13 protein-coding genes and 1 pseudogene are annotated in these 16,223 nt (G+C 60.7%); 10 read left to right on the top strand and 4 right to left on the bottom strand.

Annotated features, from left to right (window positions below; genetic code table 11):
* On the bottom strand, nt 1-1,485 hold the full coding sequence (locus tag ACVWZP_RS26885; protein WP_301556550.1) for a helicase HerA-like domain-containing protein: 1,485 nt from the start codon (nt 1,483-1,485) through the stop codon (nt 1-3).
* 205 nt (nt 1,486-1,690) lie between these two features.
* On the opposite strand from ACVWZP_RS26885, the pseudogene ACVWZP_RS26880 reads away from it, so the two are divergent.
* From ACVWZP_RS26880 to ACVWZP_RS26860, 5 genes and pseudogenes are all read left to right on the top strand, one after another.
* Nucleotides 1,691-2,722 (top strand): annotated as a pseudogene (locus ACVWZP_RS26880) (HAMP domain-containing protein); the annotation flags it as partial.
* Between the two features lie 93 nt (nt 2,723-2,815).
* Nucleotides 2,816-3,580, top strand: a complete 765-nt coding sequence (locus tag ACVWZP_RS26875; RefSeq protein WP_370737559.1) for a methyl-accepting chemotaxis protein — start codon at nt 2,816-2,818, stop codon at nt 3,578-3,580.
* A gap of 143 nt (nt 3,581-3,723) precedes the next feature.
* Nucleotides 3,724-4,845 carry a glycosyltransferase family 4 protein gene (locus tag ACVWZP_RS26870; protein ID WP_046382247.1) on the top strand — a complete coding sequence of 374 codons (1,122 nt, stop codon included), beginning with the start codon at nt 3,724-3,726 and terminating at the stop codon, nt 4,843-4,845.
* Nucleotides 4,838-5,581 carry a DUF2334 domain-containing protein gene (locus ACVWZP_RS26865; RefSeq protein ID WP_457370275.1) on the top strand — a complete coding sequence of 248 codons (744 nt, stop codon included), beginning with the start codon at nt 4,838-4,840 and terminating at the stop codon, nt 5,579-5,581. The genes ACVWZP_RS26870 and ACVWZP_RS26865 overlap by 8 nt, the downstream gene beginning before the upstream one ends.
* Nucleotides 5,578-6,678 (top strand): lysylphosphatidylglycerol synthase transmembrane domain-containing protein, encoded by a 1,101-nt coding sequence (locus tag ACVWZP_RS26860; RefSeq protein ID WP_057004534.1) that lies wholly within the window; start codon nt 5,578-5,580, stop codon nt 6,676-6,678. Before ACVWZP_RS26865 ends, ACVWZP_RS26860 begins: the two co-directional genes overlap by 4 nt.
* Nucleotides 6,679-6,805: 127 nt before the next feature.
* Here the strand turns inward: ACVWZP_RS26860 and purU are convergent, their stop codons facing one another.
* Complete coding sequence (gene purU / locus ACVWZP_RS26855; protein WP_017847102.1) at nt 6,806-7,654, bottom strand: formyltetrahydrofolate deformylase; 849 nt, start codon at nt 7,652-7,654, stop codon at nt 6,806-6,808.
* A gap of 347 nt (nt 7,655-8,001) precedes the next feature.
* On the opposite strand from purU, the gene mvaT reads away from it, so the two are divergent.
* The gene (mvaT, locus tag ACVWZP_RS26850) at nt 8,002-8,376 is read left to right on the top strand and encodes a histone-like nucleoid-structuring protein MvaT (protein WP_005790963.1); all 375 of its coding nucleotides are present in this window, start codon (nt 8,002-8,004) and stop codon (nt 8,374-8,376) included.
* Nucleotides 8,377-8,466: 90 nt separating this feature from the next.
* On the opposite strand, the gene sbcB is transcribed toward mvaT, so the two are convergent.
* Nucleotides 8,467-9,894 (bottom strand): exodeoxyribonuclease I, encoded by a 1,428-nt coding sequence (sbcB, locus tag ACVWZP_RS26845; RefSeq protein ID WP_177032970.1) that lies wholly within the window; start codon nt 9,892-9,894, stop codon nt 8,467-8,469.
* A gap of 167 nt (nt 9,895-10,061) precedes the next feature.
* Between sbcB and ACVWZP_RS26840 the strand changes: the two genes are divergently transcribed.
* From ACVWZP_RS26840 to ACVWZP_RS26825, 4 genes are read left to right on the top strand one after another with little or no spacing between them, the layout of a single operon-like run.
* A complete protein-coding gene (locus ACVWZP_RS26840; RefSeq protein ID WP_079444596.1) occupies nt 10,062-10,754 on the top strand; it encodes an RDD family protein in 693 nt (230 codons plus the stop codon).
* Nucleotides 10,751-11,731, top strand: a complete 981-nt coding sequence (locus tag ACVWZP_RS26835) for a stage II sporulation protein M (RefSeq protein WP_017846071.1) — start codon at nt 10,751-10,753, stop codon at nt 11,729-11,731. The genes ACVWZP_RS26840 and ACVWZP_RS26835 overlap by 4 nt, the downstream gene beginning before the upstream one ends.
* Nucleotides 11,718-13,247 carry a DUF4129 domain-containing protein gene (locus tag ACVWZP_RS26830; protein WP_457370274.1) on the top strand — a complete coding sequence of 510 codons (1,530 nt, stop codon included), beginning with the start codon at nt 11,718-11,720 and terminating at the stop codon, nt 13,245-13,247. Before ACVWZP_RS26835 ends, ACVWZP_RS26830 begins: the two co-directional genes overlap by 14 nt.
* A complete protein-coding gene (locus tag ACVWZP_RS26825) occupies nt 13,244-14,401 on the top strand; it encodes a DUF4350 domain-containing protein (protein ID WP_457370273.1) in 1,158 nt (385 codons plus the stop codon). The genes ACVWZP_RS26830 and ACVWZP_RS26825 overlap by 4 nt, the downstream gene beginning before the upstream one ends.
* 282 nt (nt 14,402-14,683) lie before the next feature.
* On the opposite strand, the gene ACVWZP_RS26820 is transcribed toward ACVWZP_RS26825, so the two are convergent.
* Nucleotides 14,684-16,012: an OprD family porin gene (locus ACVWZP_RS26820; RefSeq protein WP_457370272.1), complete on the bottom strand. Its 1,329-nt coding sequence runs from the start codon at nt 16,010-16,012 to the stop codon at nt 14,684-14,686.
* Nucleotides 16,013-16,223: the final 211 nt, after the last annotated feature.

The raw sequence follows: 16,223 nt of genomic DNA, 5'->3' as shown, positions 1-16,223 counted from the left end.
CTATCTACGCTTGCTGCCGCCCAGCAACGACCCCAGCAAGCCCCGCACCAATTGGCGCCCCACCTGATTGGCGGCCTGTTGCATGGCTGACTTGAGCGCCTTGCCGGCCGCAGTCCCGAGGAACGCCCCGGCCCTGTCGGTAAAGCTCGGTTCTTCGCTCACCGGCTTGGCTTCTTCGGCTTCGGCCGGACCCAACGCCTTGCGCGCCATCAGCACTTCATAGGCCGATTCGCGGTCAATCGGCTTGTCATAGCGGCCCTGCAACGGCGAACTGGCAATCAGGGCGGCGCGTTCGGCGTCGCTGAGCGGGCCGATCCGCGATTGCGGTGGCGCGACCAGCACGCGCTGGACGACTTCCGGCGTGCCCTTTTCCTGCAAAGTACCCACCAGTGCTTCACCGGTGCCCAGCTCTGTCAGGACCGACAACGCATCAAATGTCGGATTGGGCCGAAAACCGTCCGCCACCGCGCGCAGTGATTTCTGCTCTTTGGTGGTGAATGCGCGCAGGCCATGCTGGACACGCAAGCCAAGTTGCGCCAACACGCTGTCAGGCAAGTCCCCGGGCGATTGCGTGACGAAATACACACCCACGCCTTTCGAGCGAATCAACCGCACCACCTGTTCGAGGCGGTCCTGCAAGGCCTTGGGCGTATCGGCAAACAATAAGTGCGCTTCGTCGAAAAACAGCGCCAGCAGCGGTTTATCGGCATCGCCGCGTTCGGGCAACTGCTCGAACAGTTCAGCCAGCAGCCATAAAAGGAAGGTTGCGTACACCTTGGGGGCTTCGTGGACCAGGCGGCTGGCGTCGAGCAGGTGGATACGCCCGCGACCATCGCTGGCGGGGTGCAAAATATCCTCGAGCTGCAGCGCCGGCTCGCCGAACAACGCTTCCGCGCCCTGCTGCTCCAGCACCGCCAGGCGCCGCAACAGCGCCTGGCTGGAGCCGGTGGTCATCAGCGCCGCATCTTCACCCAGCAGTTCCGGGTGGTAGCGCAAGTGATTGAGCAGCGCCTTGAGGTCCTTCAAATCCAGCAGTAACAGGCCTTCGCGGTCCGCCACCTTGAAGGCGGCATACAACGCTGACTGCTGGCTGTCGGTGAGCTCCAGCAGGCTGCCGAGCAGCAACGGCCCCATTTCACTGATGGTGGTACGCAATGGATGACCGGACTGACCGTGAATATCCCACAGCGTGACCGGATACGCCTTGGCCGTGTAATTCAGGAAAGGCATGCCGGCGATGCGCTCGGCCACCTTGCCCTGGGGGTTGGCCGCAGCGCCGAGACCACAAAGGTCGCCCTTGATATCCGCGGCGAATACCGCCACGCCCGCATCGCTGAACGCTTCTGCCAGGCGTTGCAGGGTGACGGTCTTGCCAGTGCCCGTGGCACCGGCAACCAACCCGTGACGATTGGCCAGGCGCATGGCCTGGGCGATGGGCTGGCCATCAAGGCCGGCGCCGATAAGGAGTTGCGTGGAGTCAGGCATTTCGTCACCTATGGTTAATCTTTCGTGCCGCAAGGTCGATACACATCAATGTAAGACCCACAAAGTCTAAAAACAGGTCAGACAGCTCCTACAGGGACCTCACAGGGCTATCGCCACAAATATCACACCTTTTTTGACGCTACCATTCTGCGCATCCCATAAGGACGCGTTTTGGATATTAAGACCTTAGCGGACCCTTCAGGCCATGAATAAAAACCTGCGCTTCAGCCACAAAATCCTGCTTGCTGCCTCCCTTATCGTCATCGCCGCCTTCGCGCTGTTTACGCTTTATAACGACTACCTGCAACGCAACGCAATTCGCGAAGATCTCAACAATTACCTGCATGAAATGGGTGATGTCACTGCCAGCAACATTCAAACCTGGCTCACCGGGCGCATTGTCCTGGTGGAAAACGCGGCACAAAATATTGCGATCAATCCCGACCCCAAGGTGGTCGCCAGCCTGCTGGAACAGAAAGCCCTGACCTCCTCGTTCATGGCAACCTACGTGGGCGACAGCCAGGGCGCGTTCACTATCCGCCCCGACACCAAGATGCCGGACGGTTTCGACCCACGCGTTCGTCCTTGGTACAAAGGCGCCCAGAGCAGCAATGGTTCGACCCTGACCGAACCCTATATCGATGCCGCGACGGGGCAATTGATCATTTCCATCGCGACCCCCAGCGCCCAGGGCAGCCAGAGCATCGGCGTGGTCGGCGGCGACCTGAGCCTGCAAACCCTGGTGGACAACATCGGCGCGCTGAACTTCGGCGGCATGGGCTATGCGTTCCTGGTCAGCGCCGACGGCAAGGTGCTGGTCCACCCGGACAAAAACCTGGTGATGAAAACCCTGGCCGACGTCTACCCGAAACACACGCCGAAGATCAGCAGCGACTTCAGTGAAGTCGAGGCCAACGGCAAGGACAACATCGTGACCTTTACGCCGATCAAGGGCCTGCCGTCGGTGAACTGGTACCTTGGTATTTCCGTGGATAAAGCCACCTCCTTCGCCATGCTCAGCGAATTCCGCACCTCCGCGATCATCGCCACGATCATTGCCGTGGTAATCATCATCGCCTTGCTCGGCATGCTGATCCGAGTGCTGATGCAACCGCTGCACGTGATGACTCGCGCCATGCAGGACATCGCCGATGGCGAGGGCGACCTGACCCGTCGCCTGAGCATCCAGAATCACGACGAATTCGGCATCCTGGGTAATGCGTTCAACCGCTTCGTGGAGCGGATTCATACGTCGATCCGCGAAGTGTCCTCGGCCACCGGGCAGGTCAATGAAGTCGCCCTGCGGGTGGTCAGCGCGTCCAACTCGTCGATGATCAACTCCGACGAGCAGGCCAACCGCACCAACAGCGTCGCCGCGGCCATCAACCAATTGGGGGCCGCCGCCCAGGAAATCGCGCGTAACGCCGCACAAGCCTCGAACCAGGCCAGCGATGCGCGGCACTTGGCCGAAGACGGTCAGCAGGTGGTTGAACGCAATATCAAGGCAATGACTCAGTTGTCCGCGATGATCAGCGCTTCCAGCAGCAACATCGAAGCACTTAACAGCAAAACGGTGAATATCGGGCAAATCCTCGAAGTGATCACCAGCATCTCTCAGCAAACCAACCTGCTGGCGCTCAACGCCGCCATCGAGGCGGCGCGCGCCGGGGAAGCCGGACGTGGGTTTGCGGTGGTGGCCGACGAAGTGCGTAACCTGGCGCACCGCACCCAGGAATCGGCACAACAGGTGCAAACGATGATCGAGGAGCTGCAAGTCGGCGCCCGGGATTCGGTCAGTACCATGAGCGAAAGCCAGCGCCACAGCCTCGACAGCGTGGAAATCGCCAACCTGGCCGGCGAACGCTTGAACAGCGTGACCCAGCGCATCGGCGAGATCGATGGGATGAACCAGTCGGTCGCCACCGCCACCGAGGAGCAGACCTCGGTGGTCGAGTCGATCAACATGGACATCACCGAGATCAACACACTCAATCAGGAAGGCGTGGAAAACCTGCAATCGACCCTGCGCGCCTGCGCCGACCTGGAACAGCAGGCGGCACGGCTGAAGCATCTGGTGGGCAGTTTCCGTATCTGACCGACACCACAGAACCTTGTGGGAGCACAGGTCCGCCTTGCGCCCACATTGACCTTTATCAACTTGAGCGCGCGCGCCCCCAATTCCGATCGAACATCTATCATTACCTCAGGTCCACGTAAGGAGAGCTACGGATCGGAGGAATGTTCATCGTGCATATCGCGGACATCACCATGTTCTACGCCCCCGCCAGCGGTGGCGTACGCACTTATCTCGACGCCAAGCACCGGCGTCTGACGCTCAAGCCCGGCATTCGCCACAGCCTGTTGGTCCCCGGCGCGCACTTGAGCGAACGGGATGGGATATTCAAGGTGCCGGCCCCCGCCCTCCCCTTCGGCAAAGGCTACCGCTTCCCCCTTCGGCTCGCGCCTTGGCGAAATGTCCTGCACGATTTACAGCCCGATCTGATCGAAGTCGGCGACCCCTACCTGACCGCCTGGGCGGCGCTGGATGCACGACGCCAACTGGATGTGCCCGTCATTGGTTTTTATCACTCGGATCTGCCGCTGCTGGTGAGTAACCGCATGGGGTCGTGGTTTACCCCGAACGCTGAAGCCTACGTCAGCAAACTCTATGGGAATTTCGACCGGGTACTGGCGCCCAGCCAAGTGATGGCTGACAAGCTCATCGGGCTTGGGGTGAATAATGTCTTCGTGCAGCCGCTGGGGGTCGACCTGCAGACGTTCTGTCCGGACGTCCGCGACCCGGGCTTGCGCGCCGAACTGGGGATCGCCGCGGATACCCGGCTGCTGATCTTCGCCGGGCGCGGTTCCAAGGAAAAAAACCTGCCGCTGCTGCTCAACTGCATGAAACGCCTGGGGGACAACTACCACTTGCTGTTGGTGGGCTCCGGCATGCCGGCCAGCGTGCCGGACAACGTCACCGTGATCGATGGGTTCCGCCCCGCCCAGCATGTCGCCCGGCTGATGGCCAGCGCCGACGCACTGCTGCATGGCGGCGATCAGGAAACCTTCGGCCTGGTAATACTGGAGGCCATGGCCTGCGGCATACCGGTGGTCGCCGTGGCGGCCGGCGCATTTACCGAGATCATTGACGAGCGCTGCGGCCTGCTGTGTACGCCCAATAATCCACGGGCCATGGCCGATGCGGTGCGCGAGCTGTTCGGTGCCGACAGCCGTCGCCTGGGCGCGCAGGCTCGGCGTCATGTCGAACAGCATTACGCCTGGGAGACGGTCGTCGACAGCCTGTTGACGCACTATTATGCGGTGCTGGGCAGCCACAAGCCGATGCTTGCCCATGGATGAGCGTTCGGTGCTGCTGGTGCTGCACGATGTAGCGCCGCAGACCTGGGCCGACTACCGCCCATTCGTCGCAGCCGTCGACGCATTGGGCGACGTGCCCATCACCTGGCTGGTGGTGCCGGAGTTTCATCATCATGACCCCCTGACCACCCATGGCGACTTTCGCCGCCTGCTGGACAGCCGCGTGGCCAAGGGCGATGAGCTGACCTTGCACGGCTACTACCATTGCGACGATCAACCGGCTCCGCGCACCCCCAAAGCCTGGTTCATGCGGCGCCTGTATACCCATGAGGGTGAGTTCTACCAACTGCGCCAGGATCAGGCGCTGCAGCGTATCAGCGATGGCATCGCGGTATTCCGTCGCTACGACTGGCCGCTGCAAGGCTTTGTCGCTCCCGCCTGGCTGATGAGCCGCGGCACCCGCCAGGCACTGCGCCAATTGCCGCTGACCTACACCAGCGACCCGCAGCATCTGTACCGGCTACCCGACTTCACGCCGGTCAACGCCCCGGGGCTGGTGTGGAGTGCGCGCAGTGCCTGGCGCCGAGGTCTGTCCAAGTGTCTCAGCGACCGACGGGAACAGCGCTGGCAGGCGGCCCCGGTGATTCGCCTGGGACTGCACCCGGTGGACATGCGCCACGAATTTTCCCGCCGCTACTGGCTTGAAACCCTACAACGCCTGCTCAACGCCGGACGCACACCACTGACCAAGGCCGCTTGGCTGGCCACCCAGCCATGAGCCGGGTGATCTGGCTGCTGCTGGGCCTGCTGCTGGCGCTGGCGATTCCCGTGTGGCTGGGAGGTGGCGAAACCGTTACGCGCCTGAAGCAATTCCCGCTGCCCCAACTGTCGCTGATGTTCGGCATGATTATCCTGTGCTGGCTGATCAACAGCGTGCGTATCCGCTTATTACTGGGCGAGCAACGCGGCCAACTGGGGCGACTCAACAGCCTGGGCGTGGTGATATCGACCGAATTCGCCATGTGCGCCACGCCCGGAGGTAGCGGCGGGCCACTGACACTGATGGTCCTGCTGGCGCGCAACGGCATACGTCCGGCCCATGGCAGCGCGGTGTTCGCCATGGATCAGTTGAGCGACTTGCTGTTTTTTTTCTGCGCACTGGTGGGAATCGCGTTGTACGCAGTGTTCCACAGCCTCAGCCCACGCCTGGAGTGGCTGTTGGGGCTCAGTGCGGCATCGATGGTGGGCGCAGTGTTCAGCGCTGTGCTGCTGGTGCGCTTTCATCGCCGCCTGATACGCCTGAGCGGCACCTTGCTCCAGCGATGCAAGGTAAGCGCCGCGACTCGCCGGCGCTGGGCGCGCAAAGTGTTGCGCTTCCTGGCGGCATTTACCCAAACGCTGAAATTGCCGTGGCGCACCCTGTCCGCCGTGTTTGCCTTGACCAGCCTGCATTGGATACTGCGCTACAGCGTGCTTTACCTTGCGGTGCAAGGGTTGGGAGGCGATGTGCAGTGGGCCTGGAGTTTCCTGATCCAGATGCTGTCGTTGACGGCGGGCCAGTTCAGCCTTATGCCCGGCGGGGCCGGTGCGGCGGAGTTGACGTCAGCGGCCTTGCTGGCGCCCTGGCTGGGCAAATCCAGCGCAGCGGCGGCGATTCTGATCTGGCGGGCGGTGACCTACTATTTCTATCTGCTGGCCGGTGGGCCGGTGTTTCTGCTGATGCTCGGCAGGCCGCTGCTCAAGCGTCTGTTTCAGGGGACGCCGGCCGTTTCTGCAACTCGTCCCACAATTGGGCTGCCCCAGGAAAGTCAGTACCATCCTCGGCCTCCAGCTCATCCGGGTCATAGCGACTCAGACACCCCTCGCCCAACGTAGCGGGCGCCCTGGACGTAGCTTTATCGAGTGGATCGGTCATGGGCTTGTCCTGCTGGGCAGATCAATGAAAAAAGGCCTGGGACGATTTAACGCCCAGGCCCTTCATTCTTCAATCAAAACGCGTTGATCAGAACACGACTGTTTTGTTGCCGTGTACCAGCACGCGGTCTTCCAAGTGATAGCGCAGGCCACGGGCCAGGACCATTTTCTCGACGTCACGGCCGAAGCGCACCATGTCGTCAATGCTGTCGCTGTGGCTGACACGCACCACGTCCTGCTCGATGATCGGGCCGGCGTCCAGTTCTTCGGTGACGTAATGGCACGTTGCGCCAATCAACTTCACGCCACGCAGGGAAGCCTGGTGGTACGGTTTGGCACCGACAAACGACGGCAGGAAGCTGTGGTGAATGTTGATCACCTTGCCGGCGTATTCGCGGCACAGTTCCGGCGGCAGGATCTGCATGTAGCGCGCCAGCACCACGACGTCGGTTTCATGCTGCTTGACCAGGCGGGACACCTCGGCGAACGCCGGTTCCTTGTCCTGCGGGTTGACCGGCACATGGTAGTACGGGATGCCATGCCACTCGACCATGCTACGCAGGTCATCGTGGTTGGAGATCACGCAGGCGATCTCACAGTCCAGCTCGTCGCTGTGCCAGCGGTGCAGCAAGTCCGCCAGGCAGTGCGATTCACGGCTGGCCATCAACACCACACGTTTTTTCTGCTCGGTATCGCTGATGTGCCAGATCATCGAAAACTCTTCGGCGATCGGCGCAAACGCCTCGCGAAACGCCTCAAGGCCAAAGGGCAGCGTATCGGCACGGATTTCGTGGCGCATGAAGAACCAACCGCTGAGATTGTCCGAGTGATGGCTCGCCTCGGTGATCCAGCCGTTGTGGGAGGCCAGAAAGTTACTGACTTTGGCAACGATGCCAACCCGGTCCGGGCAAGCGATCACCAGCCGAAAAGTGTGCATTAGGGGGGAACTCCAGAACTTCGCAAAGGCGGTCATTCTAGCGATTACGCAGAAAAACTGCAGTATCCGTTGACGCTTATTCTGCCCTCGCCTTGACCACACCCCTTAATAACGTAGGGTTTTACCACCGCTATATGCATGTGCATCGGCACGCTCAGGCAGTTAGCGGAAATTAAGCAGGTAGTCTTTGCCCATACCCGCTACTAATTAACTCGTTTGCATAGATTTGCCACAAACATTCAAAGTAATTCACATAAATGTTCCCTTAAATGTTTACTTGGGGAAATAGCCTGACTATTATTGGGCCACTATCCCTGTCAATCAGCGCTCTACATAAGGTAGTCCACATGTCCCTGATCAACGAATACCGTGCCACCGAAGAAGCTATCAAAGAGCTGCAAGCCCGTTTGAAGAATCTGTCCCAAGACGACAAACTGCAAACCGAGCTGGAATTCGAAGGCAAACTGCGTACCCTGATGGGTGAATACTCCAAATCCCTGCGTGACATCATCGCGCTGCTGGATCCAGAGTCTAAAGTTAAAGCACCGCGCGGCGCAGTGAAAACTACCGGCACCAAGCGTGCCCGCAAGGTCAAGCAATACAAAAACCCGCACAACGGCGAAGTGATTGAAACCAAAGGTGGCAACCACAAGACGCTGAAAGAGTGGAAAGCCAAGTGGGGCGGTGACGTGGTTGAAGGCTGGGCTACCCTGCTGGGCTAAGCCTCGCCAGGCTCTTGCCTGATACGCGACAGACGAAAAACGCCAGCTTGCTGGCGTTTTTTATTGTCTGAATAATCTGCAATTGCCTGATTACAGATTGAACCGAACGGCTAAAGAGTCAGCATACTCCTGCCATTGATCCAGCACCTGACGCTGAAACGGCGTGGCACTAACAGCCAATTCAATACGAGCACGTTTAAATGCCTCCAAGGTATTGGGTGCACCCCATTCGCCATCTGACAAGCGTTGCTGACAGAAAAGTTTCCAGCGTTGTTGCTCCTCGCTGTTCAAGGTTGCAGGAAAGTTGCGCGCACGGTAGCGAAATAATAATTCCGGCAAACGCTGATCATCAAAGGGCCACTGCTGCCGCGCCAATTGCGCCGGCTCTGCCGCGCGGACTTGTTCGCACAAACGACGATCGCGGTCGCCGATAAAACCATCATAGAGCTGGTGCTCCGGGTCCGAACTCGGTGCAAAATCTTCCTCGGCATAAATCTCCGCCAACTTGTCGCGCCAAACTTCCTGTGCGTCAGTTAGCCGCAGCGCCCGCGCCTGATAAGCGTCCATATCCAATTGCAGTCGTTCACGGTCTTGCGCCCGCAGCACATTCAATGGAGCCACCACCGGGCAGCGGTTGATATGCAACAACTTGAGCGGTACCGGTAACTCGCCTGCGGCCAGATCATCACGACGGGTGTAGAGGCGCTGACGCAAGGTATTGGCGTCGAGGTCCAGCAGCCCTTGCGGATCAAGGCCCAGGTCACAGACGATCAACGCGTTGCGATTGCGCGGGTGCCAGGCCAGGGGCAGTACAACGCCGAGGAAATGGCGCTCGGCTGAAAAACGCCCGGAGATATGCACCATCGGTTGCAGCAGCCGCACCTGGTCCATCACCCGTTGCTTGCTGCGCAATTGGAATAGCCAGTCGTACAACCTGGGCTGTTTTTCACGGACCAATCGGGCCAGGGCAATGGTCGCGCGCACGTCGGACAACGCATCGTGGGCCTGGCCATGGGCGATCCCGTTGGCCTCGGTCAAACGCTCCAGCTTGAGGGTGACACGCCCATCCTGCTCGGGCCAGACGATTCCCTCCGGGCGCAGCGCGTAGGCGGTACGCATCACATCGATCAAGTCCCAGCGGCTGTTACCGCCCTGCCATTCACGCGCGTAAGGGTCGAAGAAATTGCGATAGAGGCTGTAACGGGTCATTTCATCGTCAAACCGCAGGGTGTTGTAACCCACCCCACAGGTACCGGGGGCCGCCAGTTCGGCATGCACCCGCGTCATGAAATCGGCTTCGGCCAAGCCCTTTTCCGCCAGCATGCGCGGGGTGATGCCGGTGATCGCACAGGCCGCCGGATGGGGCAGGATATCGTCGCTGGGTTGGCAATACAGGTTGACCGGCGGGCCAACCTCGTTGAGGTCGACATCGGTGCGAATACCGGCGACCTGGAGGGGACGATCGCTGCGCGGGTTGATGCCGGTGGTTTCATAGTCGTACCAGAAAAGAGTGGTCACGGGCTATTCCTGTGCTGAAGATCGACAAAGTCTAGGCGCTGGAAGGTGCCTGAGGCCAGCGCCAGATCAACTGTATAAACATCCAGCAAAACCTTGAATGGTTGCTTCCATCGCCGACACTGCTAGCATCCGTGTCTTCCAACCGCTCTGCGCTGCCAAGGATCGCGATGCCATCAGCTCCATTGGATACCCGTTACCAGATCGAGACCCCGGAGGGCATCGACCTGCCCTTGCGCCCGGCTGGCCTGCTGCCACGTGCACTGGCCTTCGCCTTCGACCTAGGCGTGCGCGGGTTGCTCATGGGCATCCTGCTGGTTCCGTTGGCCCTGCTCGGCAACATCGGCATAGGGCTGGGCTCGTTGCTGCTGTTCCTGGTCAGTTGGTGGTACATGGTGCTGTTTGAAGTACTCAACCAGGGCTGCTCGCCGGGCAAGCAGGTCATGGGGATGCGCGTGGTACAGGATGACGGCACGCCCATCAGCTGGTCGGCCTCACTCATCCGCAACCTGCTGCGCTTTGTCGATATGCTGCCGTTCGGCTACTTCCTCGGCGCCATCAGTTGCCTGCAGCACCCTAACTTCAAACGGCTCGGTGATCTGGCGGCCGGCACGCTGGTGGTCTACCGTGAACTGCCATTGGCACGCCCCAAGGTGCCGCAGGCCCCTGCCCTGCGCCTGCCATTTGCCCTGGACCTGAGCGAACAGCGCGCCATCCTCAATTTCGCCGAGCGCCAGGGCGAACTGTCCGCCGAGCGAGTACAGGAACTGGCCTCGATCCTCGCCACGCCCCTGCAGGTGTCCCCGGCTCGCGCTGTCGAGCAGCTCAACGGCGTGGCCCGTGGCTTGCTGGGGCCGACATGAAACAGAGCCTGTTCGAAAGCCGTCATCAGCCCCAATGGCAAGCGTTCGCCGAACAACTGACGCAGTTGGAACAAGGCAAGGCCAAGGCCGCTGAGCTGGCTGATTTCCCTCATCAGTATCGACGCCTGTGCCAGCACCTGGCCATGGCCCAGGAGCGCGGCTACAGCAGTTACCTGGTGGACCCGCTGCAACAACTGGCCCTGCGCGGCCACCAACAACTGTATCGCCACCGCAGCCAATTGGGTGCGAACGTATTGGCTTTCCTGCTGGCCGGTTTCCCCCGGCTGGTGCGTGAACAGTGGCGCTTCGTGCTGATCGCCAGCCTGCTGTTCTTCGGCAGCCTGGTGGGTATTGCACTGCTGGTGTACCTGTTTCCCGAACTGATCTACAGCGTCGTCAGCCCCCAGCAGGTGGCCGAGATGCATAGCATGTACGACCCGGACGCCAGTCGCCTGGGCCGCGTCGCCGAACGTGCATCCAGTGAAGACTGGATGATGTTCGGCTACTACGTGATGCACAACATCGGCATCGCCTTCCAGACCTTTGCCGCGGGCTTGCTGTTCGGCCTGGGCAGCGTGTTCTTTCTGATATTTAACGGCCTGATCATCGGTGCGATCTCCGGGCACCTCACTGAAATCGGCTACGGCCAGACCTTCTGGTCGTTTGTCATCGGCCACGGTGCCTTCGAACTCAGCGCAATTGCCCTGGCTGGCGCGGCAGGCTTGCAGTTGGGCTGGGCGTTGATCGCTCCGGGGCACCTGACACGCGGTGAATCCCTGCGGCTGGCGGCACGTAAAAGCGTGCAGATGCTCTGCGGCGTCATGCTGTTCCTGCTGATCGCAGCATTTATCGAAGCCTACTGGTCTTCCACCACCGCGATCGCGCCTTGGGTCAAATACCTGGTGGGCGCGGGGCTCTGGCTACTGGTGGCCGCCTACCTGACCCTTGCCGGACGGACTCGCCATGCGCCTGAGTGATGCCAGCGTAGTGATTCGCCCGCGAACATCATGGGAAGCCATGGATCTGGGCGTGTTAATGGCCCAGGAACACCGACTGCTGCTGATGGCCAGTTGGGCGCTGGTGAGCCTGCCGATATTCATCGCGCTTAGCGTTCTGTTGTGGCAATACCCGTCCACGGCCTTGTTTGTGTTCTGGTGGTTGAAGCCGGCCTTCGACCGGCTGCCCCTGTATATTCTGTCCAAGGCCCTGTTTGGCGAGACGCCCAGCCTGAAACAGGCCGTGCGTCACTGGCCGCGCCTGCTCAAGGGCCAACTCCTGGCCAGCCTGACCTGGCGGCGACTGAGCCTGAGCCGCAGCTTTTTGATGCCGGTCAGTCAACTCGAGGGCCTGGATGGTCAGGCACGCCAAAAACGCCTGGGCGTGCTGCAGCAACACAACGCCGGCGCAGCGCGCTGGTTGACCACGCTCGGTGTACACCTGGAAATCGGCCTGTGGTTCGGCTGCATGGCGCTGTTCTATCTGTTCATCCCCCAGCAGGTTGAACTGGATTGGGACTGGCAACGGCTGGCCCTGGCAACCGGCCCGGAGGGGTTGTGGCTGGAACACCTGAGCAACGCTTTCTACGCGCTGGTCCTGGTGTTCTGGGAACCGATCTACGTCGCCTGTGGCTTCAGCCTCTACCTCAACCGTCGCACCGTGCTGGAAGCGTGGGACCTTGAGCTGGTTTTTCGCCGCCTGCGCCAGCGCCTGAGCAGCGCGGCCCCGTTGCTACTGCTAGTGATCGGGCTGATGCTGCTGCCGCTGGGCCGACCCGCGATGGCCGATGACTCGCCCCCCACCCGGCAAGTCACCCCCCAATCCGCCAGCCAATCGATCAAGACGCTGCTGGACAAGCCTCCGTTCAAAAATCCGGAAACCGTCACGCGCTATCGCTTTGCTGACGAAAAACCCAACACCAAGCCCCAGGCACGCGGTGACGGCAAACTACCGGCCTGGCTGCAAGCGCTACTGGACAACTTCAACAGCGACGCCTTCAAGCACCTCGCCCAAGGCCTGGAGGTGCTGCTGTGGAGTCTGTTGGCGGGCGGCGTGGCGTTGCTCGCCTGGCGTTATCGCGAGTGGCTGCGCACCTTTGTCAGCCGGCGCGGGCCACGCCAACCCAAGCTCGCCAAACCGACACCCACCCAACTGTTCGGCCTGGAGCTGGGCGCCGAAACCCTGCCCGATGACATTGCCAGCGCCGCCGAGCGACTATGGCCCAACCACCCCAGGGAAGCCCTGGGCCTGTTGTATCGCGGGCTGCTCAGCCGGTTACTGCACGACTTCAACCTGCCACTGAAAACCGCCGACACCGAAGGCCAGGTCCTGGAACGCGTTCAACGCTTGCAACAACCACAATTGCTGGCATTCAGCGACGAATTGACCCGGCACTGGCAAAACCTCGCCTACGGGCACCGCCTTCCGCCCGCGGTGGTACAGCAGCAGTTGTGCAACGATTGGCGCACCCTGTTCAGCTCGGGAGTCGCCCGATGAAGCGGCCATTGCTGTGGGTGGGGTTGCTGCTTGCTTGCCTGCTGGGGGCGGGCGGCCTGTATGTGTGGCACAAGGCAATTCCTTATGACGAAGTGGTGGATCGCGGCCCTTCACCCGAAGCATTGGGCAATCCCTACCTGGCGGCCGAACACTTTCTGCGCCAGCAAGGCCTGGCGGTGGAACGTGCCAGCGGCCTTGAACGGCTCTCCGATCTGCCCCCCAATGGCCGCAGCCTGTTGCTGCTGGGCGAACGCGACAACATGACCCCGCGCCAGGTGGATCAACTGCTGAACTGGGCAAAGTCCGGTGGCCACCTGCTGGTGGTGGCCGAAGCGCTGTGGGATGAAGAAACCGCTAAAAGCGGCGACCTGCTGCTCGACAGCCTGCATATCCAGCAGACCTTGAGCGACGAATCCGAGCAACCCGCTCCGGCACGCAAACAGAAAAAACCGGACCTGACCAAGCTCTATGTCGACAATAAAACCGCCCCGGCGTATTTCAGCTTCGATACCGACTTCAATCTCACCGACCCCAAGCACCTGGCCCAGTTTTCCGCCAACAGCGCCAGGTCCAGCCACCTGATGCAACTCAATCTCGGCCAAGGCCGTGTGACAGTCGTCACCGACAGCGACTTATGGAAAACCCCGGGAATCGGCCAACACGATAACGCCTGGCTGCTGTGGTACCTCAACCAGGGCACCGACGTGACCCTGCTGTTCAACAGCGACGTGGACGACCTGTTCACCTTGTTGATGCGCTATTTCCCCCAGGCGCTGGTGGCGCTCGCCGCGCTGATCGCCCTGGCGCTCTGGCAGGCCGGCATGCGCCAAGGCCCGATCCACGCGCCAGCGCCCAGAGCTCGCCGACAACTGCAGGAACACTTGCAGGCCAGCGCCGACTTCCTGCTGCGCCGCAGCGGCCAGGGCACCCTGTTGCACGCCTTGCAGCGCGATATCCTGCGCGCCGCAAGGCGGCGCCACCCTGGCTTTGAACACCTAAACACCGCAGACCAGTGGCAGGTGCTTGAACACCTGACGCGCCAACCCTCTCACGTGATCAGCCAGGCCCTTGGCCCACTTGCGGCAAAACGGCTTTCCAGCGCCGATTTCAGCCGCCAGGTGGCGTGCCTGCAAACGCTCAGGAATGCACTATGACCCCGCGTTCTGTGACGAAGGTGCGTGGTACAACGCCAGCAAGAGGGCGCTGCGCCTCGACTCTGAGGTTCAGCGCCTCGTGAGATCCACACCCAGAGTGAGAACCAACCTGGAGTGCCTGATCCGTCGCCTGATTGCCCCGGCCGAGTCTCTGGACGCACAAACCCCGGCAGACCTCAAAGGCCGTGTTTGGTTATATCGCATTTGTGCGGCAAGACTGTCGGTCGAGTTTCGTCGTTGAATCCAAACACGTTAACTAAAGCGACAAGTAAGCCCGCCTGTTTAGAAGATATTCAACGGGTACTCAGTAATCAGACGCGTCTGCACCAAATGCCCCCCGGTAGAAGCATCGCCATCGTGCCAGGCCTCCCGCAGGTGAACAGTCAGTTTCTTGGCCGGGCCACTCTGTACGACGTATTTCACTTCGGCGTCGGTTTCGTGTTCCTGGTCGTTGGCGCCATAGGCCCCGGCGTAGGCCGAGTTACTGGCAGTATGCGTACCGTCGATGCCAGAACCGCGAATATGACGAGCCATGAAGCTCAGGCCTGGGACGCCAAAGGAACTCATGTCCAAGTCATAGCGCATCTGCCAGGACTTCTCGCCCGGGCCGTTGAAGTCGGAGTACTGCACCGAATCAGCGAGGTTGATCGAGTTACCGTAGCGGCCGGCACCGACACCAGCGTTGGTCTCCCCAAAGCCGACATAGTCGAACGGCTCGTCACCATGGATCTTCTGTTCGGCCAGTGTGAAGGTGTGCGCGCCCAGGGTGTAGGCAGCCGCCAGCGAGGCTGCAGTGGTGTCGATGGTACCGGCCTTGGCGCTGCCGTCGTCCAGTGTGCGATAGAGGTTGAAATCCAGTGCGACGGATTGGTCAACGGCCAATGGATGAACAAGGTTCAAGTTGACGTAGTACTGGTTCCAAACGTCTTCCAGGCGCGCTCCGTACAGCGACGCGGTGAATTCCTTACTGAACTGGTACTTGCCACCCGCGAAGCTGGCCGACGCCGCTTCCACACCCGCATAGCTGGCGAGAATGTCGCCGCTGCGCGACGTGGTGGTGTTACCGGTACCGGCGGTGTAATGACCGGCCTCCAGGTTCAGGCCCGTGATTTCATGACTGTCGATCTGGAAGCCCGATGCCGTCTGTGGCATCAGGTAGTTATCAGCGGTGGCAAACACCGGCGACGTGGGCTGCAAGTCGCCGACCTTGAGCGTGGTATTGGAAACACGGAACTTGACGTCACCGCCGGCCTTCGCGAGGCCGTGATCCGGATGGCCATTGGCATCGGATGGAATGTTCGGGCCTCCGGCACGGTCGGTGCTCCCGTCGATGCGCAACGCCAGGTCGGCAAACGCATCAATGCCGACGCCGATGGTGCCTTGGGTGAAGCCCGAGCTGAAGGTCGCCATCAGCGCTTGACTCCAGTCACGGGTGTGGGTGCCGCTGCCGTTCTGGTTCCAGAACATGTTGCGATTCAGAATATTTAAACTGCTGTCCGCGACAAACCCCTTGGAATCGGACTGATCGCTGGCATAGCTCATGGCCGGCAAGGCAAATGCCAGCGCCACGGCCAAGGTATTGAGTTGAAGTGCCGATTGGTGTTTTTTCATTATTTTTGCTCCAGTGCACGATGTCGTGTTGGAGCATTAAGGCGATAGCCCAGACGATCAACAAATGAAACCAGATGAATATTCTGATATTAAACTTGGCGGCTAAACAAGCCAGCTTATTACTCGAGAGCGGCTGATTTTGCCCAACGCTGTTGAAAAAGTGGCTCTCCTGCCGCCCTATAACGAGCTGCCCGTTGCAGCCGAAGAGGCG

It is taken from the genome of Pseudomonas sp. TE36184 (genome assembly GCF_054060055.1).
The sequence above is the reverse complement of the archived record's forward strand: the minus strand, read 5'-3'. Positions and strand labels throughout refer to the sequence as shown.